22 protein-coding genes, 1 tRNA gene and 1 pseudogene are annotated in these 25,083 nt (G+C 35.0%); 15 read left to right on the top strand and 9 right to left on the bottom strand.

The genetic code is table 11. The features are described 5' to 3' along the window. Positions 1 to 34 precede the first annotated feature (34 nt). The 5 genes and pseudogenes from AC1PJP_RS16885 (at position 35) to AC1PJP_RS16905 (ending at position 6,141) form a co-directional block, all read left to right on the top strand. On the top strand, positions 35 to 2,575 hold the full coding sequence (locus tag AC1PJP_RS16885) for a fimbria/pilus outer membrane usher protein (protein ID WP_479767772.1): 2,541 nt from the start codon (positions 35 to 37) through the stop codon (positions 2,573 to 2,575). Then, the gene (locus AC1PJP_RS16890) at positions 2,572 to 3,591 is read left to right on the top strand and encodes a fimbrial protein (RefSeq protein WP_151823243.1); all 1,020 of its coding nucleotides are present in this window, start codon (positions 2,572 to 2,574) and stop codon (positions 3,589 to 3,591) included. Before AC1PJP_RS16885 ends, AC1PJP_RS16890 begins: the two co-directional genes overlap by 4 nt. Positions 3,592 to 4,150: 559 nt before the next feature. Then, complete coding sequence (locus AC1PJP_RS16895) at positions 4,151 to 4,330, top strand: hypothetical protein (RefSeq protein WP_035331443.1); 180 nt, start codon at positions 4,151 to 4,153, stop codon at positions 4,328 to 4,330. Positions 4,331 to 4,418: 88 nt separating this feature from the next. Continuing rightward, a pseudogene (locus AC1PJP_RS16900) lies at positions 4,419 to 5,415 on the top strand (AraC family transcriptional regulator). Positions 5,416 to 5,514: 99 nt separating this feature from the next. Further along, positions 5,515 to 6,141: a sterol desaturase family protein gene (locus tag AC1PJP_RS16905; protein WP_479767774.1), complete on the top strand. Its 627-nt coding sequence runs from the start codon at positions 5,515 to 5,517 to the stop codon at positions 6,139 to 6,141. Positions 6,142 to 6,204: 63 nt separating this feature from the next. On the opposite strand, the gene AC1PJP_RS16910 is transcribed toward AC1PJP_RS16905, so the two are convergent. Further along, entirely contained in the window at positions 6,205 to 7,056 is an 852-nt protein-coding gene (locus tag AC1PJP_RS16910) for a LysR family transcriptional regulator (protein WP_151768707.1), read from the bottom strand. 94 nt (positions 7,057 to 7,150) lie between these two features. Here AC1PJP_RS16910 and AC1PJP_RS16915 point away from each other — a divergent pair, with 94 nt between their 5' ends. The 3 genes from AC1PJP_RS16915 (at position 7,151) to AC1PJP_RS16925 (ending at position 10,448) form a co-directional block, all read left to right on the top strand. Continuing rightward, positions 7,151 to 8,080 (top strand): DMT family transporter, encoded by a 930-nt coding sequence (locus tag AC1PJP_RS16915; protein WP_416684489.1) that lies wholly within the window; start codon positions 7,151 to 7,153, stop codon positions 8,078 to 8,080. Positions 8,081 to 8,322: 242 nt separating this feature from the next. After that, positions 8,323 to 8,787 (top strand): hypothetical protein, encoded by a 465-nt coding sequence (locus tag AC1PJP_RS16920; RefSeq protein ID WP_005304574.1) that lies wholly within the window; start codon positions 8,323 to 8,325, stop codon positions 8,785 to 8,787. 245 nt (positions 8,788 to 9,032) lie between these two features. Further along, entirely contained in the window at positions 9,033 to 10,448 is a 1,416-nt protein-coding gene (locus tag AC1PJP_RS16925; protein WP_479767776.1) for a purine-cytosine permease family protein, read from the top strand. A gap of 62 nt (positions 10,449 to 10,510) precedes the next feature. Here the strand turns inward: AC1PJP_RS16925 and AC1PJP_RS16930 are convergent, their stop codons facing one another. After that, entirely contained in the window at positions 10,511 to 10,948 is a 438-nt protein-coding gene (locus AC1PJP_RS16930; RefSeq protein ID WP_005304570.1) for a PACE efflux transporter, read from the bottom strand. An 89-nt stretch (positions 10,949 to 11,037) separates the two neighbouring features. Here AC1PJP_RS16930 and AC1PJP_RS16935 point away from each other — a divergent pair, with 89 nt between their 5' ends. Beyond that, positions 11,038 to 11,922 carry a LysR family transcriptional regulator gene (locus AC1PJP_RS16935; RefSeq protein WP_005304566.1) on the top strand — a complete coding sequence of 295 codons (885 nt, stop codon included), beginning with the start codon at positions 11,038 to 11,040 and terminating at the stop codon, positions 11,920 to 11,922. A 1,181-nt stretch (positions 11,923 to 13,103) separates the two neighbouring features. After that, positions 13,104 to 13,180: transfer RNA gene (locus AC1PJP_RS16940), tRNA-Ile, on the top strand. Between the two features lie 181 nt (positions 13,181 to 13,361). On the opposite strand, the gene AC1PJP_RS16945 is transcribed toward AC1PJP_RS16940, so the two are convergent. Next, a complete protein-coding gene (locus AC1PJP_RS16945; RefSeq protein ID WP_013198131.1) occupies positions 13,362 to 14,225 on the bottom strand; it encodes an iron-containing redox enzyme family protein in 864 nt (287 codons plus the stop codon). A gap of 278 nt (positions 14,226 to 14,503) precedes the next feature. On the opposite strand from AC1PJP_RS16945, the gene AC1PJP_RS16950 reads away from it, so the two are divergent. The 3 genes from AC1PJP_RS16950 to AC1PJP_RS16960 all read left to right on the top strand — a co-directional run bounded on the left by AC1PJP_RS16950 (position 14,504) and on the right by AC1PJP_RS16960 (position 16,706). After that, complete coding sequence (locus AC1PJP_RS16950) at positions 14,504 to 15,076, top strand: TetR/AcrR family transcriptional regulator (protein WP_151823386.1); 573 nt, start codon at positions 14,504 to 14,506, stop codon at positions 15,074 to 15,076. A gap of 173 nt (positions 15,077 to 15,249) precedes the next feature. Then, on the top strand, positions 15,250 to 15,795 hold the full coding sequence (locus AC1PJP_RS16955; protein WP_151823134.1) for a 1-acyl-sn-glycerol-3-phosphate acyltransferase: 546 nt from the start codon (positions 15,250 to 15,252) through the stop codon (positions 15,793 to 15,795). 161 nt (positions 15,796 to 15,956) lie between these two features. Further along, positions 15,957 to 16,706 carry a YebC/PmpR family DNA-binding transcriptional regulator gene (locus AC1PJP_RS16960; RefSeq protein ID WP_005304550.1) on the top strand — a complete coding sequence of 250 codons (750 nt, stop codon included), beginning with the start codon at positions 15,957 to 15,959 and terminating at the stop codon, positions 16,704 to 16,706. Between the two features lie 44 nt (positions 16,707 to 16,750). On the opposite strand, the gene AC1PJP_RS16965 is transcribed toward AC1PJP_RS16960, so the two are convergent. Beyond that, entirely contained in the window at positions 16,751 to 17,221 is a 471-nt protein-coding gene (locus AC1PJP_RS16965) for an Lrp/AsnC family transcriptional regulator (RefSeq protein WP_004642558.1), read from the bottom strand. Positions 17,222 to 17,566: 345 nt separating this feature from the next. On the opposite strand from AC1PJP_RS16965, the gene AC1PJP_RS16970 reads away from it, so the two are divergent. Then, on the top strand, positions 17,567 to 18,880 hold the full coding sequence (locus AC1PJP_RS16970; RefSeq protein ID WP_479767778.1) for a DcaP family trimeric outer membrane transporter: 1,314 nt from the start codon (positions 17,567 to 17,569) through the stop codon (positions 18,878 to 18,880). A gap of 53 nt (positions 18,881 to 18,933) precedes the next feature. Here AC1PJP_RS16970 and AC1PJP_RS16975 read toward each other — a convergent pair whose 3' ends face one another. The 5 genes from AC1PJP_RS16975 to AC1PJP_RS16995 all read right to left on the bottom strand — a co-directional run bounded on the left by AC1PJP_RS16975 (position 18,934) and on the right by AC1PJP_RS16995 (position 23,502). Continuing rightward, positions 18,934 to 19,677: an amino acid ABC transporter ATP-binding protein gene (locus AC1PJP_RS16975; RefSeq protein WP_004792844.1), complete on the bottom strand. Its 744-nt coding sequence runs from the start codon at positions 19,675 to 19,677 to the stop codon at positions 18,934 to 18,936. A gap of 13 nt (positions 19,678 to 19,690) precedes the next feature. Further along, on the bottom strand, positions 19,691 to 20,368 hold the full coding sequence (locus tag AC1PJP_RS16980; protein ID WP_005304545.1) for an amino acid ABC transporter permease: 678 nt from the start codon (positions 20,366 to 20,368) through the stop codon (positions 19,691 to 19,693). Between the two features lie 2 nt (positions 20,369 to 20,370). Then, entirely contained in the window at positions 20,371 to 21,213 is an 843-nt protein-coding gene (locus AC1PJP_RS16985) for an amino acid ABC transporter permease (protein WP_005304542.1), read from the bottom strand. Between the two features lie 92 nt (positions 21,214 to 21,305). After that, positions 21,306 to 22,199: an amino acid ABC transporter substrate-binding protein gene (locus AC1PJP_RS16990; RefSeq protein WP_005304540.1), complete on the bottom strand. Its 894-nt coding sequence runs from the start codon at positions 22,197 to 22,199 to the stop codon at positions 21,306 to 21,308. Between the two features lie 538 nt (positions 22,200 to 22,737). Beyond that, positions 22,738 to 23,502 (bottom strand): glutathione S-transferase family protein, encoded by a 765-nt coding sequence (locus AC1PJP_RS16995; protein ID WP_151822568.1) that lies wholly within the window; start codon positions 23,500 to 23,502, stop codon positions 22,738 to 22,740. A gap of 344 nt (positions 23,503 to 23,846) precedes the next feature. On the opposite strand from AC1PJP_RS16995, the gene AC1PJP_RS17000 reads away from it, so the two are divergent. Continuing rightward, positions 23,847 to 25,082: an SfnB family sulfur acquisition oxidoreductase gene (locus AC1PJP_RS17000; RefSeq protein ID WP_479767781.1), complete on the top strand. Its 1,236-nt coding sequence runs from the start codon at positions 23,847 to 23,849 to the stop codon at positions 25,080 to 25,082. Position 25,083: the final 1 nt, after the last annotated feature.

Raw genomic sequence — 25,083 nt, forward strand, 5'->3', positions numbered from 1 at the left:
ACCTAAATACCTATCATGAATAGGCTCTAAAACTATGTCTAAATGGTTTATACCTTATATATGTTTAAAAAGCCCTTTTACTTGTTATATGGCCTCAAGTATTGCTTTATTTATGCCTTTAGCAGCATATGCACAAAATAATGTTGATGTTTCAGGTTTCTCAAAAGCAGAATTTGATAGCAATTTTTTAGTAGGTAATGCACAAAAAATTGATATTGGTCGTTTCAAATATGGAAACCCCATCTTAGCTGGTGAATATAGCTTAGATGTCTATGTTAATGGTCAATGGTTGGGTAAACGACGCATGCGCTTTAATGCCAGCTCTCCTAACGTAAATGCCGAAACCTGTTTTACAGAAGCCATGTTACTAGAATATGGCGTAAAAGCTGATGTGCTTAGCCAACATTCTCATACATCCTCTCTTTCTTGTGATGCACTGAGTCATTGGATAGATAATGCTTTTTATTTATTTGATAGTTCTCGTTTAAGAATTGATATCTCTATCCCCCAAGTCACATTAGAAAAAAATGCACAGGGCTATATCGATCCACATCTTTGGGATCGAGGTATTAATGCAGCTTTTTTGACATATAACGTGACTGCTTATCGAATAGTTAACGAACAACATGAAAGTACATATGCTTTTATGGGGACTAATCTTGGAGCAAATTTAGCAAGTTGGCAATTTCGCCATAATGGACAATGGAAATGGCAAGACCATACTGATTTTCAATCTGATAATTCTTCTTATACTTCAACAAATACATATATACAAAAAGCATTTCCGAAAATTCATGGTGTTGTGACTTTAGGCAATTATTTTACTAATAGTGATTTTATCGATTCTTTACCGTATCGCGGCATAAATATTTCAAGTGATGACCGAATGCTTCCAAACAGTATGCTCGGTTATGCTCCCAGAGTAAGAGGTTATGCAAAAACCAATGCGAAAGTCGAGGTTAGGCAACAAGGCAATTTAATTTATCAGACAACAGTACCACCCGGAAACTTTGAAATTAATGATCTTTATCCAACAGGATTTGGGGGCGAGCTACAAGTTTCGGTAATTGAATCTAATGGCGTAATTCAGAAATTCGCTATTCCCTATGCTTCTGTCGTCGAAATGCTACGCCCGCAAATGAGTCGATACTCTTTCACATTAGGACAGTTTCGAGATTCAAATCTAGGTCTAAATCCTTGGCTAATACAAGGTAAGTATCAACGGGGAATTAATAATTACCTCACAACTTACACCGCACTTCAAGCAACGCAACAATATCTCTCACTCTTACTAGGTACGGCTTTTTCAACCCCCATTGGAGCGATTTCTTTTGATGCTACCCAGTCAAAAACTGAGTTTGATCATCAACCTACAATGACTGGGCAAAGTTATCGTTTAAGCTACAGTAAGTTATTTTCCCCAACAAATACTAATTTAACATTAGCGGCTTATCGATATTCAACTGAAAACTACCTCAAATTGCGTGATGCAATTTTAATTCAAGATTTACAAAAGCAAAATATTGATAGCTTTTCCGTAGGCAAACAAAAAAGTGAATTTCAGATTACTTTAAATCAGGTACTTCCAAAGCAATGGGGAAATTTTTACTTAGTCGGTTCATGGATAAATTATTGGAATCAACCCAAGACCAATAAACAGTTCCAATTAGGTTATAGCAATCAATTTAAAGATTTAACTTATAGTTTATCTGCAATGAGCAGCGAGATTGAAGAAGACGGCGCTCGCACAGGACAAGATACACAGTACCTTGCTTCTTTCTCTTTTCCATTAGATTTTAAGAAAAATTCTCTGACTTTTAATAGTGTTATTGGGGATGACAGTCAGATTTTAAGCTTCAGTGGCTTTACAGGAAATCGCTTAAACTACGGCGCATCAATTTCTAATCAGGACCATGATCAAACTAACTTAAATATTAATGGTACCTATAAAACCAACTATACAACACTTGCTGCTTCATTCAGTCATGCAGATTCATACCAACAAGAAATGCTTAGCTTCAGTGGTAATGTTGTTGCACATTCTCAAGGAATTTTGTTTGGGCCAGATCAAGCCCAAACCATGGTGTTGGTCTATGCGCCGGATGCTACTGGAGCACAAGTCGGTAATACACCTGGGCTAAGTATTAATAAAAACGGGTATGCCGTTATTCCCTATGTTACGCCTTACCGTATGAATGACATTAGTCTTGACCCGCAAGGCATGTCTACCCAAGTTGAGCTTTCTGAAAGTAGTTTACGGATTGCGCCCTATGCTGGCTCAATCACTAAAGTCCAATTCTTAACAAAAAAAGGTTATGCACTTTTTATTAGTACAACAACATTAGATGGTTCACATCTACCTTTTGCCGCACAGGTATATAACCAGAATAACGAAGTAATAAGCATTGTCGCACAAGGCAGTCGCATTTATTTACGAACACCCTTAACCCATGATCGTTTATATGTGAAATGGGGAAATACGAGTACTGAAAAATGCGAGATTGAATACGATATAGCGGATCAAATAAAGCATAACAACCAACCAATTATTATGACAAAGGCAGTCTGTAAATGAATAATATTTTAAAAAAAATTGGATTTCTGGCAGTGAGTCTATTTGCTTATAGCCATACAAATGCAAATTGCAATTTAAGTAAAGGATTTACTACCGTCGATATTCCGATGACGATAGGTAAAATCGTAGTAAAACCAAACGATCCAATAGGAACGATCTTACAAAAGAATACTTTTACAATATCACCTAATAATTCGACTGCAACTTGTAATCGTGCGAGTGATCAAATTATTGCAGCTCTCCCCTTAAATTATCCAATTAGCCCAATAGGCAATAATGTTTATGCCACTAATATTCCGGGTATTGGTATTCGACTTTATCGCGAAGCTGCCGATGCTTCAGATTTTTCAGGATATTATCCTTATAGACGTACATTAACACCTAATCAAACATATACACTTTCCCCAGGATATTTTGTTATGGAAGTTATTAAAACAGCTATGACAACTGGTTCTGGTGCACTAGTTGCAGGCCGTTACAGTACCTATTACGTATCAGGGCAACAGAACCGCCCATTTTTAACCACTACTGTATTAAGTAATGCCCCTATTCTTATTGCGTCTTCATCTTGTGAAATTCAAAATGGTGTAGATTCACCAGTTCAACTTCCAACCGTGATGAAATCAGGCTTTAGAGCGATTGGTTCAACCCAAGGGGACCAGAATTTTAATCTATCGATCTTATGTAATGGTGGCGAAAACAATTCTGGTATCGCTACGAGCAATACGATCAGCTTAAGTTTTGATTATAATTCTGATACCTCCAATAATCAGGTAATTAATAACAGTGCTGCGAATTCAATAAAAGCTAACGGTGTTGGTGTTGAACTGTTATGGAATATGAATGGAGCAAATAAGCCGATTCAAAAAGCAACCAAACTCAATATAGGTAGCGTGAGTTCCAATCAAACTGTTGAATATGATATTCCTTTAACTGCCCGTTATTATCAGACCGCCACCAATGTGACCGCAGGTGAGGTTAAAGCCACAGCGACGGTGACGATTCAATATGATTAACTATTCTCTATAAAATTACTAAAAACAAAGAAACTTAACGCTACCAAGGGAACACAAAGGCTATTTTTTTTTAAACTTTGTAGTTCTATTAAAAAATCACATAAAAAAATGCTCATAAGCAAAAATAGCAAATGAGCATTAGTGATAACCACTTAACCTGAAATACAAATTGTGGGAAATAGATCACAATTTGCATGACTATAATTTCAAAAAATAGCTTAAAGATCAAGTCTTTTTTTTAACAAAGATTCTAATAGCCAACATAACATATTGTTTTAAATAAATTAAAAAAATAAATTTAATTCATGAGCACTATTTTATAGTGTTTCTAAAGAATTATCATTCTATTAATTAATAAAAACTTAATTTTAAGAAAAATTAAAATTCACTCATCAAGCCCAGTAAAACAAAAATCTATTTATTTTCATAATGTTATATCAAAACCATAAAAATTAAAATTTTACTGAATTACATAATTTATAATAAAAAAAACATAAAAAAATTTAGAATTCCCCTTCAATTGCAAATAATATCTTTAGACTTTTTATCAGAACGTAACATGCTCATTTTTTGGAAAATATTATGTATCTTATTACTAAGTCTAGGTGCTACAAGTATAGGTTTTGCGATTAGTAACATCGATTTTTTTCTTTTTTTCATAGGATTCCTTTTATTAATCTGCTTTATCTTAGCTTTAAAGCAAGCACGTGAAGATGCTGGTTTCTTTCCCGATAATTAAAATACTATGAATTTCTAGGATATAGCATCAATAGTAAAATCATGATTGAATGCACCATAGAGTCTATAGGGATGGTTGTAATCAAAATATGTCAAAAAGTTCTTCAGATGCTGGAATTTTTTTGTGGATGACTTATCAGACTATGCAAAAGATGGGCTTAGATGCAGCATCTATTTTTGCAAGTGTAAATTTACCCAATCAGCCTCCCGATAAAATATTCGTAGAGATAATTCGACTCAACAAAGGTTTTGGACAGCGGCTGAAGAAATAAGTGAAGACCCTGATATTGGCTTGCATGTAGGTAGTCAAATGCCACCATTTAGGGGATTAGTAATTGAATATCTATTTTTGAGTAGCTCAACTTTTGGAGAAGGTTTACAGCGGGCTCTAAGATATCAAGCCATACTTACAGATGTATTTGACCTAAAATTAACAATTAAGGAAGATCAAGCAATACTGTCTGGTTTTAAGCATCCCGTAAGACATTATCTTGAATTTGCCATAGGTATTTTTCTTAATTTTTTTAAATATATTACAAATAAAGAGTTCAGACCTACTCAAATTATCTTGCCCCATCAAGAAGGTGCATCAGCAGAAATATATGAGGAAATATGGAATTGCTCCGTGATTTTAGGGCAAATGGAAGGTTCTATTATTTTTCCTAGCGTACTTTTAAATAAAGCTTCACCAGCTGCTGAACCAGAATTATTAAGAATTCATGAAACGCTTGCAGAACAACAGTTAATGACTTTAGAAAAGCATCAACTCGTTTATGCTATTGAGCGTTTGCTTAGCAATGGATTACTGGAATCTGGGCATTTTGATCAAAAATTTATTGCTGAACAATTAAATCGTAACCCTCGTACCCTTCGAGCAGATTTACAAGCAATTAATATAAATTATGAGAAAATTTTAAATCAGCATCGGGAAAACTAGCCAGACGTTTACTTGCTCACACACAAGAAACAATTGATCAAATAGTTTATCTAACTGGTTTTTCTGAACCCTCTGCTTTTACGCGAGCTTTTAAACGTTGGACTGGTGAGACTCCTAGTGCTTATCGCCAGCGTAAACAAAATAGTTAAATTGATTCTAATGACACTTATTTAACTGCCTGTTAAGTCAAAGGGATAAAACATTCTTCTTTTACAATCATTTTAAATTGTAATTAAGAAGTTCCCAATATGCTTGGTTTCCCTGTAGGTGTTTTTGTTGCTAATGGTCTTGAATGGTACTTTCATAAAGTCTGGTTACACGAATATCCAAGACAGTATCGTAATAGCCCATTTTTCACTCACATCGCTCATCATAAGCGCGCTCGCTTAAATGGTTTTCAAGATGACGGTTATGCTGAATCAATGTTTAAAAATGCTGAAATTTATAATGAAAAGACAGCATTAATTGGATTAGCTGGAGCTGCTACAATTTTTTTGCCTGTCGCTCCATTTTTTACAGCTGGGCTCTATTATGGTTTATGGAATTATTGGCGTGTACATTCAAAAGCACATTTAGATTCAGAATATGCAAAAAAACGTATTCCTTGGCACTATGATCATCACATGACAAGTAATCAAAATGCTAATTGGTGCGTTACTAAACCTTGGTTTGACTATATTATGGGAACTAGAGTCACTACCGAAGTGTCTCAAACCGAGACCAATCCACTTGGTATTAAATTACCAAAGTTTTTAGAAAAACCAATTAATTTTACTGCTAGACGTATACTCACCAAATCCTATGCCAAAATTGATTTAAATTCTGTTCAGGATCAATCTAATTTACGCAACGGAATAGAAGTCAGTTTGACGTAAATATATCAAAATAAAAAAGCTGCGAACTCCAGCAGCTTTTTATATAAATCGAGAGTTAACAGCTTAAACTTTAAAAGGCTCAAAACACGATACAAGAAAATCCATTACTACTCTTATTGCTGGACTATGCCGTAAATCTTCATGTGTAACTAACCAAATTTCAGCACTCATCGGGTAATCATCTTGTAATCTAACTAAATTGCTAAGAGCGCCTAAAAAATCCGGTAAGACCGCTAACCCCACTTCTCCACATGCAGCTCTCCACTGCAACTCAGGATGGTTGGTCACCATAATCGGTTCTTTATGATTTAATCTTTCTTTTAGTTTTTGCTGTTTTTGACCATGTACTCCCCCTACTTCTACACTAATCCATTCATAATTTTCAGGAGCCGTTGAAGCCAAATAATTTGGACCTGCATATATTCCAAAAGGAATTTCACCTACTTTACGAGCTACTAAATTTTCATCTTTAGGACGGCCAAATCTTACCGCAATATCAGCCTCACTATGCTGTAAAGAAACATAATGAACATCACCGAGCACACGCAATTTTAATTGAGGATAATGTCGGTAAAATCTGCCCAGATGAGGCATGATGAGATGTGCCGCAGTTAAAGGAGGCATACTGATAGAAACACTTCCCATCACTTCTTGCTGACCAGCCTGAGTTAAACGTTCAATAGAAAAAGTTTCTTCCATCATACGAGCAACCACCTGCGCAAGACGTTCACCATCAGGAGTTAGGATGTAGGTGCGTGGTCTACGATCAACTAATTTAAGTTTTAAATTTTGTTCTAGCTGGGCAATTCTTCTAGATACAGTTGCATGATCTACTCCCAATTTTCGGGCAGCCGCTGACAGTGACTTTTCTTCTGTAAAAACTGAAAAGTAATGTAAATTTTCCCAATCAATCATTGTGCAAATTTTCACATTAGAAGTGTATTAATATGGAATTGTACACCTTTATGTAATTGCCCAGAATAAAACCTTTCTTGATGGGAGCCTGTCCATGAACAGAACGGTGGCTTATGCCTATGCTGGTGTTGTCTTAACAATGTTTTTTTGGGGATCAGCATTTAATGCAATGTCTTATATCATTCAACATATGCCTCCGCTATCTGCTGCATCTGAACGGTTTTCAATTGCAAGCCTAGGCTTACTTCTGATCTTTTCAATAACAGGCCAATTAAGATGGGCAGCCTTAAGCCAAAATTTAGTTATCTATCTTGTGATTGGAGTAATTGGAATTGCAGGCTTCAACATAGGCTGTTTTTATGGCTTAAAAACGACATCTGCCGTGAACGGTGCTTTAATTATGGCAACTACCCCCTTAATGACTCTATTAATGACAATCATGCTAGATGGTGAAAAACTTACCACTAGTAAATTTTTAGGCGTTTTATTCGGTTTAAGTGGCGTATTACTTGTGATTAGTCAGGGCCATATAACAACTTTACTTCACCTCAAAATAGACATTGGAGATCTATTTATATTATTGGGTGCATTTGGATTTTGTTTCGCAAATGTACTGTCTCGTCGTTATGTAAAAAATGCTACTCCGCTAGAAACAACGACTTTTTCTATGATGTTTGGGGCAATAACACTTGGTTTGTTGAGTGTGATATTTGAAAATCCTCTTTCAGCCATTGCATCTGCACCTATAAATGCACATTTAGCCATGGGATATGTGGTTATCTGCTCTACCATGATTGCTTATTTATTCTGGTTTAATGGCATACAAAAGTTAGGTGCTGGCCGCGCTTCGGTATTTTTTAACTTTGTACCAGTGTTTAGTATGATCATTGCTCTACTTGCTGGGCAAACCCTTAATATCTGGCAATTAGTAGGAACCGCTTTAGTGATGCTTGGTGTCATGAGTAGCGGAGGTTTTTTAAAAATTAAAAGTACTCCACTTATGGCAAAACATTGTACAAAATAAGAAATATGCTGCTACATTAAAATCTATCATTAATATGTAGCAGCATTTTCAAATATAAAATACAAAATCACCTCCCGACAATCTCTTTAAATTCCTATATTTTCGAAAATATTTTTACATTTTTGAAGTTTTATACAAAAGCTCATCTTAATTATTCCGTTGTAACAAATACTGTATGTTTCTTTAAAACTTAATAAAAGATTGCCATATATAGTTTTAAAACAACCAAAGGAGATATTAAAATGAAGCTGGATTTTACAACAATTGAAAAGCAAGCCAAATTGCTACAAGAAGAACAAGAAAAGATCGAGCAACGAGATCATGAATTTCAACTTGCTTTAGATAAACACCGGGAATCCCTAAAGAGTTTATTTAAAGATCTTTTCTCTGACCGAGAAGTTAAGACAGAAAATGGAGGTCACTTTTGTGTAAATTTTGGTGATTTCAAAATTTCTTTGTTGATTGAAACTGCTAAATTTGAAAATGGTGTTCCTGTAAAATTAAATTCGGTAAATCCTGTTATTATTAAATGCAAGAAAGATAAGCCCATTGCAAAAGCCCAGTTTACTGATGCAACACAATATCTAGATAACCATTTAGAAACTCCAAATTATCAATATTATTTTAAGCAAGAAGATAAAACCCAGCTCGTGCAATTTTCTGAACTTCCTACTTATTTCCAAATCGTTTTAGATGCAAACGCATAAAGTTGAGCCCTCTATAGAGGGCTTTTTTATATATTATTTTTCAATTATTTAACTTTTTAAAAAATAAAATTAATCCAATATATTTTCTATTTATCTATGAATTATTTAAGCCACTTTTAGCTTTTACAGCCTCAAAAACTGTTTGATTATTTTTCAAATTACTTGTATATACATGTTTATATTTGTTTGTACAAATATTGAATTAATAAAAATAGAGTGGACTCTTAAAGGACAAGGAGAGTGAAATGGACTCATCGGCTGAGAAAGCAAATAGTAGTTTTATTGAAAACCGAAGTATTGACTTTATTCCAGAAAATGAAAGACATGGCGGAGTATTTGCTCAATTCACCCTCTGGTTTGGTGCTAATTTACAAATCACAGCCATTGTGACTGGTGCGCTAGCAGTTGTATTAGGCGGGGATGTTTTTTGGTCTATTATTGGTTTATTCGTGGGACAATGTTTTGGTGCTGCCGTTATGGCACTACATGCCGCCCAAGGTCCTAAACTTGGCCTTCCTCAAATGATTTCAAGCCGTGTGCAATTTGGGGTATATGGTGCCTGTATTCCAATCATACTTGTTTGCCTCATGTATATTGGCTTTACCGCAACTGGAGAGGTATTAGCTGGTAAAGCAATTGCACATCTAGCACATGTCAGCAATACAACTGGTATCTTAATTTACGCATGTTTGATTATTATATTCGCAACAATTGGATATCGTTTAATTCATTTGGTAGGCAAAGTAGCTAGTATTATTGGTTTGATCGCTTTTGTGATTATTTTGACTCAAATTTTAGCACTTTCTGATTTTTCTGAACTCTTAGCAGTGCGTCATTTCAGTTGGTCTTCATTTTTATTAGCAGTTTCACTTTCTGCTTCTTGGCAAATTTCTTTTGGGCCTTATGTTGCAGACTACTCCCGTTACCTTCCAACTAAAACGTCTTCATCTCGTGTATTTTGGGCCGTTGGCTTAGGTTCTTTATTGGGTTCACAAATTTCCATGACCTTAGGTGTTTTGATTGCTCAGGTCGCAAACGGCAATTTTGTCGGAAATGAAGTTCAATATGTTGTGGGTATGAACCCTATTGGCCTCGTCGTGACCTTTTTATATTTTAGTATCGCTTTTGGCAAAGTTACTCTGACAACCTTAAATGCTTACGGTAGTTTTATGTGCATTGCTACGGTTTGGAATAGTTTCAAATCGACAAATCAAATCTCAAAAATAACAAGATTACTCATTGTTCTTGCTATGGTTGTGATTTCAACTTTTATTGCAATTATAGGTGAACATACTTTTTTAAGTGCTTTTAAAGCATTTATTTTGTTTTTACTTACCTTCTTTATTCCATGGAGTGCTATTAATCTGGTTGATTACTACTTTATCTCTAAAGAAGAATGTGATGTAGATGCGCTCTATGATCCAAATGGCAAGTATGGCCGTTGGAATCGAATTGGTATCACCTGCTACTTTTTAGGTATTTTGATCCAACTGCCCTTTATTGATAGTAAATTTTATACGGGACAAATTGCTGCAATGTTAGGAGGGATCGACTTATCATGGCTGGTAGGACTTATTTCTACAGCAGTGATTTATTATATTTTCGCCAAGAAAGCTCAACTTAAATTTTCAAAGCAGTTAGTCATTGATCAAATCAAATAATTAAACTAGAGATAAGCTATCAAAGCCACACACCTTGATAGCTTATTAAGCTGATTTAGTGACTATTCTTGCAATGCTTTAGCTTGTGCCGAAGCAGGCAATCCAAATAACTTATCAAAGCTCCAATTAAATATAAAAGTATAGATAGGAATAATGATAATAAAAGCCACATCTAACCAAAAAGCAGCAATCAGAGAAATATCCATCCACCATGCAATAAGAGGAATCAAAAATAGGACTAAGGTAAGCTGGAAACCAATAGCATGTCCAACTCTACGCTTAACTGTACGAACATTACTGCTCTGTCTAGCCTCCCACTTCTCATATAAAATATTGTAGATAAAATTCCAAGTTACAGCGATGGTCGTAATCATGACAGAGAGTGGTCCTGTATGTTCAACACTATCACCTGCCAAAATCGCTAAACCTACTGATGAAATAATCATTCCGATGACTTCATAAGAAGAAACATAGACAATTCGACGCTTTACACCTTGCATAATAGGCAAACTCTAATTAATTCTTTATATTTTAATTTCAGTCAAAATCATATATAAAGTTAATAGCTTTCAGTTCTACTGATATCAAAATGAATTTTAACAGCGAAAATATTGAACTCTTTATTACTGTACTCGATACAGGATCTTTCTCTGCGGCCGCCCGTAAACTAAATCGAGTACCTTCAGCAGTCAGTATGGCAGTTGCTAATCTAGAAGCAGAATTGGGTTACACCTTATTTGAACGTACTCCACGCAAGGTCATTCCTACACCTACCGCATTAGCTTTGGAACCTCAAGCACGAATTATTTCTGAACAACTTAGGCTATTTAGTACTCATGCCCATGAACTTTCTTTAGGACTAGAGAGTAAATTACGTATTGGTGTGGTCTCAGACGTAAATACAAAACTATTATTTTTTTCAATAAAGAAGTTAGCTGATAAATTCCCCTTACTAAATATAGAGGTTATTACTGCACCTCAAGATGACATTCTTAATTTACTTTATAGGGAAGAAATTAGTCTTTGCTTAGCTGGTTCAGACCTCAATATAAAAATGCGTGAGAATCTGCAATTAGTAATGACTGAAACAGTCGTTGCTACTATCTCGTCTAGTCATACTCTTCTACAAGAAAAAACAAAGCATTTTTCTATTGAAGAGTTAATTAATATTAGACAAATTGTAGTGGCGAGTAGCGACCATGAAATGACAGATTCTCGGTCAATTATTGGTGCTATGTACTGGAAAACGAATAGTCTACAAACAGCAATTAATATGGTTGAAGCAGGACTCGGTTGGGGAAACTTCCCGTTATCGTTAGTACAAGAAAAAATTTCACAAGGTCATTTAGTTCTTTTAGATTTTAAAAATACTAAAAATCATTTACCTCTATCCATTTACTTAATTTGGCTTCAAGACCGCCCCTTATCTAAAGCAGCTCGAGAACTCATTCAGATTATTCAAGAAAATTTATAATTTCTTATACTGTAGCTCTCTGAGCACACATGATCTTTTTATAGTTTTATTTCTAATTATATACTTACTTTTAAAATTCAGATTATTGCTCTTTCCTATTTTCTCTATATTACAAAAAGCAAGAAGCCTACTTTAAAAAGCAGGCTTCTTACTGTATTTCAGGACTAAGCAATAGTTTTTTATTTTGGGAAAATACATTTGTACTTTATTAAAACCTAGCATTTTAGTCAAGAATAAATTCAATAAAATACAATCATTTGTATCGAGCGTGAAAGTAGTCACACTTTAAGTTTTGTATAGAAAACACATGAGAAAAAGAAAGAAATTTCAATTAAAAAATTTCCAATTCTCCCACTAAAAAGTTCTAATTTTTTAAAAATCAGATAAAGGTCTTAATTTTAAGGAAGCTCACTTTACTCCCTTATTTTTGTATTTCCTCGTTAAAACTTATGGATTTTTCCCTATGCGCTAAACAAAATTAATTTCATAAATATTATCTTTGTATTACTAGTTTTTTAAAAATTAATTAGAATTTTGGATTCACCTTACTCAAAAAAATAATCACTTTCACTAGATTTATTACAGTAACTATTAGACTGCAAAGAATAACCTCTCATTAAAATGATATAGAATTGACTATGATAAGAGTACATCATTCTATAAATAGGATTTTATAAAGTTATACGTTTTCTAAATATTTAGCGTAGATAAATATTTCTTAAATTAAGTTTATTTAGAATATTCTATAGTCGTTATTGAACAAATATTTATAAATTCTGTGTAAGACATAAATGTATAAATTATGTTTGTAAACTTTTTTGAAAAACCAATTTTGGTCACATTTCAAGCAATATTCAATCAACCTGAAATTTGATTACTCTTCAAACAAAAGATGTTTTTAAAAGAATTAACTATTCGAACTGATAATTAACTAAAACCCAATCACTATAAACTTCTGACTGACATAAGTTCTAATTGATCGATAAATAACTAAGTTCACTTTACTCATGAGCTACTCATACGCTAGAATCACTCTCGCTCGTAATATTTAACCAAAATAACACAATATTTTTTAGGTCTAGTATGTGCCTAGTTTAGAAAATGACTTGTGTTTGATTAAAAAATTGATTAGTATTGCACGCACTGAAAGGCCTTGAGATTTAAAGCTTTTCTGACTTATAGGGCCTATAGCTCAGTTGGTTAGAGCAGCGGACTCATAATCCGTTGGTCCCGTGTTCAAGTCACGGTGGGCCCACCAAATTCAAACCTCATAAACTAAAAAGTTTATGGGGTTTTTTAATGCTTATCTAAATAGAATTCGTTTTACCGTTATAAACAATATTCAAAATTTAATTATCAAAATGTAAATTTTATTTTATCTTAAAATTTTAACTGCTTTAAAATACGTTTTTCTAAACTTAATACTTCTATTTCTTCTATTAAGCTAAGATTCTCTTCCGCATAAGCTCTGTATGTTCTAATTGAGCGTCCCAAAATTTTTCCCATAAATCACAATACTCTAAGCATAACTTTTCGATATAGTTATAATCTTCTTCTGTACAAGCTTGCATTAAGACATACCATAAGTCTTCTTCATGATCATCATCTGCGGCTTCGGCACTTTCATCTTCAGAAATACCATGCACATGATAATAACCACCACCCTCTACCTCTAAACCTACAGCTTTAGTCGCTTTACGTAACGGTGGACTATAAAGAATCACCTCTTCTTCTGCGACTGCTAATAAGGCTGAAACAGCTTTATAGTCATCATAAGCATTTTCTAAAAACACTCTAACTTGATTTGCAATTTCAGTCGGCTGATAAGTCAGACGATCTTGTTCTGTAATACCAAAATCATTTAATACGTCTTCAAATAAAGGATAGTGAGCATATTCAGGATTTCCCTGATAATAACCATCTTTGTCTAAACCTGGACGAAATCCAAACTCATCAAAAATATTTAGGCTCAAAAGAAAGCGCGGAAACATTTTCGCACCGGCATGCAATCTTGGCTCTAGTTGTTTAGTTTGAAATTGGGCCATGAGCAATGCATCAGTAAAAGTTTGTACAATTGCATGGCGGTATTCTAAGTGTATTTTTTTTAAATTTTCTTTATTAATTTCTCCGTTATTTAAAATATCAATTGCAGGATGATGTGACACCGCATGTTTAGCAATTTTTTCTCTTAATTGGGTCAAAAAGTCTGAATTTTTTTCCCATAGTTCAGTAGAAATGCTTTGCTTCATCCCTGCGAGTGCTTTCTTTCTAGGATTATTAAAATTCTCAAATTTCTTAGGCATATCTACTCTCATTAAACTTATTGAAGCCTGATCGATTTTTACATATTTTATTATAAAAACAATGACTTAAATTAATATTTAAATATGTTCCCTTATCAATCCATATTAGAATTAAAATCGTACGAAATCAAATAGAAAATTAAAAAAAACTTATGTTAATGATTATCATTATCACAATATCAACTTGAATCCAATCCCTTTTTTTATTATGATCATTAATATTAAAATTTTAATTTTTTCGATTAAGTTATAATTAGTTCTAACTATATGGAATAGTAATGTCAAAAAAAGAAGATATTATAAATACTGCTTTAAATTTATTTAATCAGATTGGCTACAATGCAACTGGTGTTGACCGTATTATTGCTGAATCTAATGTTGCAAAGATGACCTTTTATAAATATTTTCCTTCAAAAGAAAATTTAATTATGGAGTGTTTGCAACATAGAAACTTAAATATTCAAAATTCAATTAATGAACAATTAAATTTACGTCAAGATGCTAACCCGCTTGAGAAAATTCATATTATTTTTAATTGGTATATTGAATGGATCAATAGCGAAACATTTAATGGTTGCTTATTTAAAAAAGCATTTATTGAAGTATCTAAACAATATACTTCAATTCGTGAACCATTTTACGAGTATACAAAGTGGTTAACTCATTTATTAGAAGACCAGCTCGCTCAATTAGGTGTAGAAAACCCTACTCCCCTTACTCATATCATTATTTCTATTATTGATGGGATGATTATTGATGGAACAACAGATAAAAAACTAATTAACGCTGAAAAAATTTGGCAGTATATTGAGTTTTTAATTAATGAAGAAATACCTCAACAGGTTTCTTAATTTTAAAATTATCTAAGTTTATTATGTTTAAAGAAAAATAAAAAAGAACTTTTTAAATCTTCAAGCTTAGATAATCTTCATTTTTAATTGGCTACTTTAGCTTTCATAATTTTTCTAGGCTTTTTTACAAACTCATATTAGAATCCTGCAAATTTATCACCTTGCACTGATCTATGAAAAAATTTCTAGCTAACTCTATCTTTAAAGCTGCTGGTTGGACCTATAATGTAGATCCCAAAATTCTTGAAAAAAAACAAGTTATTATTGGATTTGAACATACCTCAAATCTAGATGCAGTGCTCTCTATTGCTCTCTTCCAAATTTTAGACATTAAGATTCATACTTTAATAAAGAAAGAACTCTTTAAGGGTCCCCTTAAGCCAGTTTTAGAAAAACTTGGTGGCATTCCCGTTGACCGCAAAGCGAGTAAAGATATTGTTTCTCAAATGGTTGAACAATTTCAAACTCATGAGACTTTTAACTTGGTGATTGCCCCTGAAGCTACTCGTGCGAAAGATGGCTCAGAACGTAAACCTATCCGTACAGGTTTTTGGCATATTGCGAAAGCCGCTAATGTTCCAATTGTACTCATGTATGCCAATGCCCGAAGCAAACAAGGCGGAATTCTAGGCAAAATTTACCCAACAGACTTACAAAAAGATCTGGAAACGATTAAAGAGCTATATGCGAAATTTGACATAGATGTCAAAATTAACTAGATCAAATTGGATTTGATTCGGCCTGATCTCACTCATTAGGCCTTAAGGTTATTATTCTTATTCAATTGGCTAACAAAACGCAGGGCAATAGTTTTCAACAAAACCAAGCCTATGCTACTATTCCAGCACTTTTGCATTTTCTTTTTTTGGAGTTCACGTCCATGGCGGGTCATTCTAAATGGGCCAATATTAAGCATCGTAAAGCGAAACAAGATGCAAGTCGCGGTAAAGTTTTTACTAAATATATTCGTGAAATTGTGACTGCTGCCAAACTTGGTGGTGGAGATGCTGCTAGTAACCCTCGTTTGCGTGCAGTAGTTGAAAAAGCTCTTTCAGTTAATATGACACGTGACACCATCAACCGTGCAATCCAACGTGGTGCCGGTGGTGAAGATAATGATGATTTAAAAGAAGTAACTTACGAAGGTTATGGTGTTGGCGGTGTTGCTGTTCTTGTTGAGACAATGACAGATAACTTAAACCGTACAGTACCAGATGTACGTCACTGTTTTAGTAAAACAAATGGTAACCTAGGAACTGCGGGTTCTGTCGCTTATCTATTTACTAAACGTGGTGAAATTACTTTTGAAGATGTTTCTTTAGAAGACAAAATCATGGAAATTGCTTTAGAAGCTGGCGCTGAAGATATTGAAGTTTCAGAAGATGAAATTTTGGTAATCACTTCACCAGAAACTTTTGGTGAAGTTCAAGATGCTCTAACTGCTGCTGGTTTAAAATCTGACAACGCAGAAGTTGTTATGAGTCCATCAACGAAAGCTGAAATTACTGATGTCGACCAAGCAAAACAAATTCTTAAAATGATTGATATGTTTGAAGATCTTGATGATGTACAAAACGTTTATACTAACGTTGAGTTCACAGATGAAGTTTTGGCTCAGCTTGATGCCTAAATCAAACATTTGAATTGAAAAAACGCACCATTTGGTGCGTTTTTTTATAGTTTATTGAGTAAGTTATAGCAGTTAAAAACATTATATTTTTTAATCACAAAGCTCGAATGCAGCGCAACAACATTGTCAATTTTTCCAATACGTCTTAATAAAATTTCACTGTAGTCATCCATGTTACGTGCTACAAGTTCTAAAATAAAATCGGCACTTTGCCCCGTCACAAGAAATGCATTGGTCACTTCTGGAATTGCTTCTATTTCAGAAAGAAACTTATCAAATGTTTCGGTGTCATGCTTACTCAACGAAACTTGCAATAAGATGTGTAAGGTAAATCCAAGTTTACTAAAATTAATTTCCCTTTTGAGCTGCCCCATAACGTTGGCTTCAATCAGATGCTTAATCCGGCGATGCACAGAACTGACTGACAGATTGATCCGTTCTGAAAGTTCATTCAAATTTAAGTCTTCATGAGACAAAATTTCTAGAATTTGTTTATCAAAACGATCTAACTCCATTGTTATCTCCAGCCAGAATTTTACAGTGCGGACAGTATACCCTATACAACTCACCTGCATTTAAAATACAAAGGTTTAAAAATAGCTAAAACGTTTAATTCTTTTACACATTTTATTGCAGACGTGCATTTTAACCGTGCAAATAATGGAGCCTATGGCGCATTTTAGAAAGTGAATTTCATGCTCTCATTTATTTTTTTCAATATAAGATCTTACTTGCCCCCATTATTTAAATGTAGAACAATGATAATTATAGAAATTTTACTATTTTTCTAAATTCTTAAAGTTGGCATTATTATTGTTATGTATTTGCAGGAAAATTTTTATCCATGTCGGGGAGTTCCTGTGAATAAGATCAAAACACTAGTGCTAGCAATGAGTTCTTTAGGCGCAATTAGCGTGACAGTGCCTGTGCATGCCGCTACAGATGCTGAAGTTAACGCCTTACGTGATGAAGTAAAGGAGTTAAAACAACTGGTCCAGAAACTATCTGATCAACAAAAAACAGCTTTATCGGTTAGTGCTCCAGCAACAATTCCCGTAACACCAGCTATTCCTACACCTCCTGTATCAAAACCAGGTTGGATAGCGATGGCGGATGGGCAAACCCAAGTTAAGCTTTATGGTAGTGTCCGCGCAGATGCAACCTATGACTTTAAAGGTTCAAATGGCAGCATTTCAAATGGCGCTAACTATCCATTAAATAAAGATGATCCGAAACAAGACTCACTAAATGTATCTGCTGCAACTTCAAGAATAGGTCTAGACATTACTAGACCCACTCAGTACGGAGATTTAACCGGAAAAATTGAAGCCGATTTCATGGGTGGAAATGGCGATAATGGTAATGGTACCTTCCGTGTTCGCCATGCCTATATGTCTTTAGGAAAATGGTTAGCTGGTCAAACGACCTCACCTTTTGTGAATACCGATACATCGCCAGAAACAGTAGATTTTAATGGCGCTATTGGTACAGGTACTACACGTACAGTACAGGTTAGATACACTCAGCCAATTAATGCACAACAGAAAATATTAGTTGCCTTAGAAGGCGGTGATGTTGAAAAAGCTGGTAATGCTGCCGGTGGAAGCCGTTTTCCTGCTTTAACAGCACGATATGATTTCAAAACTACAGATAATAAAGGCCTATTACAGTTACATGGTCTTGCCCATGAAAACCGCGTGGCTCCCAAAGATAGTACTTCTGAAGAAAAATTTGGTTGGGGTGTCGGCGTTGGTGGTAAATATGATTTAACGCCTCAAGATAGCTTGGTTGCTAATTACTATCATGTTAAAGGAGATGGCCGCTATTTACTTTATAGCAACTCAGCTTATGCCTATGACACAACAACTCAGGATATTAATTTAGGTGAATTTGATAGTGCCGTTATTGGCTATCAACGGAAATGGAGCCCTATCCTCCGCTCTACTTTTGCAATAGGCGGTATTCAATACAAAGATGATAACACCTATGCAAATAGCAATTTAACCAGCACCAGCTATAACAAAGAAATTTATAATGCCTTGGTCAATTTAATCTGGAATCCGGTTAAAAATATTGATTTAGGTGCAGAATATACATATGGCCAACGAGAAACTTTCGCAGGCGATAAAGGTGATTACTCTCGTGTCAATTTATTAGCAAAATATAGTTTCTAAAAATGGAAATAAAAAAAAGAGCCTTTTAAAAGGCTCTTTTTTTATTAATGGTATTAGTGCATGGCTTGAATTTTTTCTAAGAAGAGCTTCGCACGCTCGTGGCGAGCATCTAAATTATCAAAGAATTCATGCGTTGGACAGTCTTCTAAAATCTTACCTTCATCCATAAAAATTAGACGGTTAGATACTCTTTTAGCAAAACCCATTTCATGTGTAACACACATCATGGTCATGCCCTCATGTGCAAGTTGCACCATCACTTCAAGTACTTCCCCGACCATTTCTGGGTCAAGTGCAGAAGTTGGTTCATCAAACAACATACAGATTGGGTCCATGGACAAGCCACGAGCAATCGCTACACGTTGCTGCTGACCACCAGACAATTGGCCCGGAAACTTATCTTTATGCGCAAGTAAACCTACACGCTCTAAATATTTCAGACCTTTTTCACGAGCATCGGCAACTGAACGCTTTAACACTTTAACTTGAGCAATGGTTAGATTTTCCAAAACAGTCATGTGCGGGAAAAGTTCAAAATGCTGGAACACCATTCCCACTCGTGAACGGAATTTAGCAAGATCCGTTTTTGGATCTTTCAGAGAAACTCCATCAACAATAATATCGCCTTGTTGAAATGGTTCTAACGCATTTACTGTTTTAATGAGTGTTGATTTTCCTGAACCAGACGGTCCGCAAACAACAACGACATCACCTTTTTCAATACTCGTCGTGCAATCTGTTAAAACCTGAAAATCACCATACCATTTAGAGATATGTTGGATGTCTATCATTGGCATTTAAAATCTCCAATTAGCGAATGATGGCAATTTTTTGCTGTAAGCGTTTGACTAATTGCGACAGCACAAACGAACTACAGAAGTAAACTACAGCGACGATTAAATAGAATGTTGCTTTCGTTTCAGGACCATATGTATTAGCCAATGTATCTGCACGACCTAAAAAGTCTGGTGCACTAATCACATAAACTAATGAGATATCCTGAAATAAAATAATTGTTTGAGTTAACAATACTGGGAGCATGTTACGAAAGGCTTGAGGTAAAACCACATAGCGCATTGATTGACCATAGGTAAAACCTAGCGCGTAGCCTGCATTGACCTGACCTCTTGAAATAGACTGAATTCCGGAACGTACAATTTCCGAGAAAAATGCAGCTTCAAAAATAGCAAAAGTCACAACACTTGAAAACAATGGCCCCCAATACGTATCAGATTGAAACTCAAATATTTTCGGTAACAAGAAGTAGAAAATAAAGATCACCTGAATCAGTGGAATACCACGAAACAGATCGACATAAAATTTTGCGAAATTACTTGCGATGGCATTGTTTGATAAACGCATCATTGCCAATGGAGTTCCGATTAGGATACCGCCCATCATCGCCAATACAGTCACGGTCAGGGTAAAAATGAAACCTTCTTTGAGTGCCGCGATCACGTCAGGGTTATGTAATAAAGAAAAATCCATAATTACTTCCCTCCTGAGCCTAAGCCAGGCACAGCCATTCGTTTCTCAATCCATGCCATGATAAATTTAATGCTATAAGTAATAATTAAATAAACAGGCGTAGAGAGAATAAGAATAATGATGTCCTGAGAAGTTTCTTCACGCATCGTTTTCGTATAAGCAAAGAAATTCAACACACTCAACGCATATAAAACAGCTGAGTTTTTGAATACGTTCATTGCTTCAGATGTAATCGTTGGCCATACAGTACGATATGCAACTGGTAAAATGACATAACGATAGCTTTGGGCAGTAGTAAAACCCATAGCAGAAGCCGCGAACTTTTGTCCACGAGAAACAGTATTAATTCCGGCACGTATGTGCTCAGATACACGGGCAGCCGTGTAGAGACCTAATGCAAAAACACCAATAACCGCAGGTTGTTGATTTAAAATATTTTTCCACCAACCACCAGCAACCACATCCCCACTACCTGCACTTAAGCTGTCCGGTAGAAATTCCGGAAAAACAAAAGCCCAGAAGAATAGTTGCACAATAAGTGGAATATTACGAAAAATTTCTACGTAACAATTGCCGATAAATGCGAGAGGTTTGTTAGGTAATGTACGAATTACCCCTAGGAGAGAACCTAATAAAAATGCGATAAGAAAGGCTATAACAGCTGTCCAAACCATAGTAAAGACGCCTGAACCTAACATTTGTAACCATGTGGGCGCTTCAGCATGAGCATTGTAGCTTGTACTACCAATTGCTCTACAGACTGATTCTGCCCATGCGGCTTTATCGACACCATATTCATTAGACTCCGCACAGAATATAGTCCAGTTTAGCGAGCCGACTGACATGTTTGCCCCTTAAATGAATATCTTTAGGAAAATAGACCGCTTAAGCAAGTGAGTCTCACTTGCTTAAGTAAATTTAGGACAAAAAGATCTTGTTAGATCCCTGCATCTGTTGGGTGAGCTTTTAGTTTTTTATAAGATGAACTTTGTGGCATGTTCAAATTTGTATTTTTTGGTGGAATTGGCGATAAGAACCACTTCTTATATAAAGCGTCCATTTGACCAGTTTTCCATAAATTATTTACAGTACGGTCTGCAATCGCTTTAAATTTTGGATCATCTTTAGCAAGCATAATACCGTAAGGTTCAGATGAAAGTACTGGCCCTACAATTGCAAATGCCTTAGGTGTAGAAGACTTGGCAACCAAACCAGCTAAAATATTATCATCCATTACAAATGCGGCAGCACGGCCAGATGCCATCATGGCAAAAGAGTCTGCATGATCTTTACCATAAATATTTTGGACATTAATTGACTGACCCTTTTCATTCATCTTAATGTATTTATCAGATGTTGTGCCTTGAGTTGTTACAACCGCCTTGCCGTTTAAATCTGCCAAACTCTTAATGCCAGAGTTGGCTTTAACTGCCATACGTACTTCTGTTGCATAATAGTTAGTTGAGAAACCCACTTGTTCTTGCCGTTGCTTTGAGTTTGTGGTCGTACCACATTCCATATCGATATTGCCTGCTAAAAGTTCAGGAATACGTGTTGATGAAGTTACTGCCTTGTATTCAACTTTTAGCCCAGGCATTTTCAATTCTTTTTTAATGTCATTTGCAAACTGGTTACAGATATCGACTGCATAACCTACTGGTTTACCTGCAACAACATATGAAATTGGGTCAGAAGATTCTCGGTGGCCAATAACGATTTTTCCGCTGCTTTTAATTTTAGCTAATGTATCTGCTGCCTGAATTTGAGAAGTAGCACCAACCGTACAAAGCATAAATGTTGAAATAATGAGAGAGGTTGCAGAACGTTTCATAAGAACTCCTTGATGATCATTCTCTCTATTTATCTATAGAATCATTCATATAGAGCAATAGAGTGATTTATTATTAAATTGCAATTATCGCGCCAACTTTTCCAAGTAGGACACATCCATTTGCTTCACTTATTTTATTCAGTCTGTTTTGCAGAGTTAATACCTTTAAAACTGCTAACATGTTTCTACTTTAATCTATGTTTTAATCTTCTGTCTATTATTAAGCTCATCTATTTACACTTAAATGTGGCAATTATTGATTACAATGTAAACACATGCACAATAAAGTGGCTTAACTTCAGCTAAAAACTGTTTTTAGAAAAATAGGATTTTGCAAAAAATTATAAAAATTAAAATTATTAAGTATTTAGAATAAGTTTGAATAATGAACTAAATAAAGAAGTTGCAGGAGTAAAATAATATATGCAAATGGTTTAATAAAAATCATTTATAAAATTGATAGTAATATTTAAGTTAATGACTGAACTTAGAAATATTACAAAAAAGCCCTGAGAAAAATCAGGGCTTTTTATAAAGTTTAAATTCCTCGCCAATCTACGCGTGCGTTTCTTTCGGTTTGATATATTCTTAAAACATATTGGCCTAGAGGTAAATCAAGCAAATATTTTTGATAGTTGCTCCATTCCTCAGAAACTTCTTCTGCTTCTTCACGCTCCCATGGCGTACCCTTCACCTCTAACAATGGTGCAAGCATCGAACACACAGAAATATCAGCAAGACTTAAGCGATCACCCACCATGTAGCGCGCTTGATTTTCTATTAGATAGCGGTTTAATTCATTTATGAGTTTGTCCATCTGCTCTTTGGACTGACCCACCAACTCCTCTTCAAGTTTATAGTTCTTCTTTACGAGTGTTTTGAGAAAAGGTTTCGATATTTTTTCAAACTGACGTAAATAGCCTTGTTCACCCATCATAATTTCTAGAGCATGGTCTCCTTGTGCCAACGTATGAGCTAAAGCCCAACGACGCACATGTATACCAAGCTCATCAGCTAAACTATCAATTTTAAGAGTTTGTTGTCTAAGTTGCTCATCACGACGCAAAAGCGCATGTTCTGGGTAGGTATCATCCAGATAAAGTGCAATCTTGGTTGATTCAGCAATCCATTGATGGTCATCTTTCAAAATTGGCAATAAATTTTGGCCTGTTTTGAGTTGTGCAAAAGCACGATGAAACCCTGGAATTAAGTTATGAGCCACATAATCAAGTTCTTTATGGTCTAACAACCAGCGAGCTTTTTCACAATAATGGGACAAAGGAAACTGATACAAAACCCGCATAAAATCTCCACGTTTATTTTTATTTGACTATTTGTACAAAAATGGTCGATGGTAAGTAGATACTTTAGAAGCTATTTTTATTTAAAACAATGGATATTGTGCTCATTTTTTGCTGACAGTTAGGTCTATTTTTTTATATCTTTTTTTACCGTACTTATTGCTCTTTTTCATATTAAAACTAATTCTATTATCAATTTTTCGCATAAAACCGATAATTTATTGATTTATAAAAACTTTTAATATCTTTATTTCTCAATTAAAAATCAAAAAAAATGCTTTGCACTTTATTTCATAAGCTGAGCATAAGTCCTCGTTTAGTGGAAAAATATTTCTTTTGTAAGGTAATGACAGCAATACAAGGTGTCATTATGTCTAATTCTCTATCTAAAACGACGGCATACGTCCAAATCATTCAAAATGATCAACAAGCCATTAATGCTGCTTATCAAGTGGCTGATTATGCTTTAGAGGGTCGTAATACACGTGATCAACAACGCTTATTACCGCATGAGCAAATCGAAAGCTTTAGCCAAAAAGGCTTAGGCGGAATTCGAATTTCGAAAAAATATGGCGGAGCTTTTGTTTCCAATAAAACACTCGCTCAAGTTTTCCGTATTTTAAGTAAAGGTGATGCGAACGTTGGTCAGATTCCACAAAATCAGATTAGCCTTTTAAACCTGATCGAAATTATGGGCACAGAACAACAAAAACAATTTATCTTTTCAGAAATATTGGCAGGCAAACGTCTTGCTAACGGTGGACCAGAACGTAATACACATGACTCAAAAACTTTAAAAACTACACTTACCATTGAAAACGGCAAATATATTTTAAACGGCGAAAAGTTTTATTCGACAGGTACAAGTTTTGCGCATTGGCTCGCAATTAAAGCGGTTCATCCTGAAGGTCATGTGGTTTTAGTCATTGTGAATCGAGAAGCTCAAGGTATTGAAGTCATTAATGACTGGAATGGATTTGGGCAACGTACGACAGCGAGTGGTACAGTTAAATTAAATCAAGTTGAAGTTAATCCAGAACTTATTTTTGATGAACGCTTATTAACTAAAGCCCCTACCTATCGCGGTGCTTATTCTCAGTTATTACAAGTTGCCATTGATGTGGGGATTGCAGAAGCTGCATTTGACGATACTTTATCGACTATTCATAAAGCACGCCCAATTATTGATGCAAATGTTGAAAAAGCCAGCTTTGAACATTACACCCTGCAAGAAGTAGGTAAGTTAAATATTTTACTCGACGCTGCAATTTTACTGCTTGATGAAGCTGCTGAATATTTAGATGAACTCGACCAACTTCAAACTGTGACTGATGAACAAGTAGCTAAAGCTTCAATTTTGGTCGCAGAAGCGAAAGTCTATGCCAATGATGCGGCTCTACAAATCTCTGAAAAATTGCTGGAACTAGGCGGTAGCCGTTCAAGCTTAAGCCAACATAATTTAGATCAACATTGGCGAAATGCCCGTGTACATACCTTACACGACCCTGTTCGCTGGAAATTACATGCCATTGGCAATTATTACCTTAATGGTCATTTCCCTGCCCGCCATGCCTGGATTTAAG

The sequence above is a fragment of the Acinetobacter sp. V116_7 genome (assembly GCF_056735735.1).

Bases quoted from the DNA above. Each gene is read 5' to 3' on its own strand.
- AC1PJP_RS16950 (WP_151823386.1), top strand. From the start codon at position 14,504: ATGTCAAAAAAAGAAGATATTATAAATACTGCTTTAAATTTATTTAAT.
- AC1PJP_RS16915 (WP_416684489.1), top strand. From the start codon at position 7,151: ATGAACAGAACGGTGGCTTATGCCTATGCTGGTGTTGTCTTAACAATG.
- AC1PJP_RS16945 (WP_013198131.1), bottom strand. From the start codon at position 14,225: ATGCCTAAGAAATTTGAGAATTTTAATAATCCTAGAAAGAAAGCACTC.
- AC1PJP_RS16925 (WP_479767776.1), top strand. From the start codon at position 9,033: ATGGACTCATCGGCTGAGAAAGCAAATAGTAGTTTTATTGAAAACCGA.
- AC1PJP_RS16895 (WP_035331443.1), top strand. From the start codon at position 4,151: ATGCTCATTTTTTGGAAAATATTATGTATCTTATTACTAAGTCTAGGT.
- AC1PJP_RS17000 (WP_479767781.1), top strand. From the start codon at position 23,847: ATGACAGCAATACAAGGTGTCATTATGTCTAATTCTCTATCTAAAACG.
- AC1PJP_RS16985 (WP_005304542.1), bottom strand. From the start codon at position 21,213: ATGTCAGTCGGCTCGCTAAACTGGACTATATTCTGTGCGGAGTCTAAT.
- AC1PJP_RS16975 (WP_004792844.1), bottom strand. From the start codon at position 19,677: ATGCCAATGATAGACATCCAACATATCTCTAAATGGTATGGTGATTTT.
- AC1PJP_RS16990 (WP_005304540.1), bottom strand. From the start codon at position 22,199: ATGAAACGTTCTGCAACCTCTCTCATTATTTCAACATTTATGCTTTGT.
- AC1PJP_RS16910 (WP_151768707.1), bottom strand. From the start codon at position 7,056: ATGATTGATTGGGAAAATTTACATTACTTTTCAGTTTTTACAGAAGAA.
- AC1PJP_RS16960 (WP_005304550.1), top strand. From the start codon at position 15,957: ATGGCGGGTCATTCTAAATGGGCCAATATTAAGCATCGTAAAGCGAAA.
- AC1PJP_RS16995 (WP_151822568.1), bottom strand. From the start codon at position 23,502: ATGCGGGTTTTGTATCAGTTTCCTTTGTCCCATTATTGTGAAAAAGCT.
- AC1PJP_RS16905 (WP_479767774.1), top strand. From the start codon at position 5,515: ATGCTTGGTTTCCCTGTAGGTGTTTTTGTTGCTAATGGTCTTGAATGG.
- AC1PJP_RS16920 (WP_005304574.1), top strand. From the start codon at position 8,323: ATGAAGCTGGATTTTACAACAATTGAAAAGCAAGCCAAATTGCTACAA.
- AC1PJP_RS16980 (WP_005304545.1), bottom strand. From the start codon at position 20,368: ATGGATTTTTCTTTATTACATAACCCTGACGTGATCGCGGCACTCAAA.
- AC1PJP_RS16955 (WP_151823134.1), top strand. From the start codon at position 15,250: ATGAAAAAATTTCTAGCTAACTCTATCTTTAAAGCTGCTGGTTGGACC.
- AC1PJP_RS16935 (WP_005304566.1), top strand. From the start codon at position 11,038: ATGAATTTTAACAGCGAAAATATTGAACTCTTTATTACTGTACTCGAT.
- AC1PJP_RS16965 (WP_004642558.1), bottom strand. From the start codon at position 17,221: ATGGAGTTAGATCGTTTTGATAAACAAATTCTAGAAATTTTGTCTCAT.
- AC1PJP_RS16930 (WP_005304570.1), bottom strand. From the start codon at position 10,948: ATGCAAGGTGTAAAGCGTCGAATTGTCTATGTTTCTTCTTATGAAGTC.
- AC1PJP_RS16885 (WP_479767772.1), top strand. From the start codon at position 35: ATGTCTAAATGGTTTATACCTTATATATGTTTAAAAAGCCCTTTTACT.
- AC1PJP_RS16890 (WP_151823243.1), top strand. From the start codon at position 2,572: ATGAATAATATTTTAAAAAAAATTGGATTTCTGGCAGTGAGTCTATTT.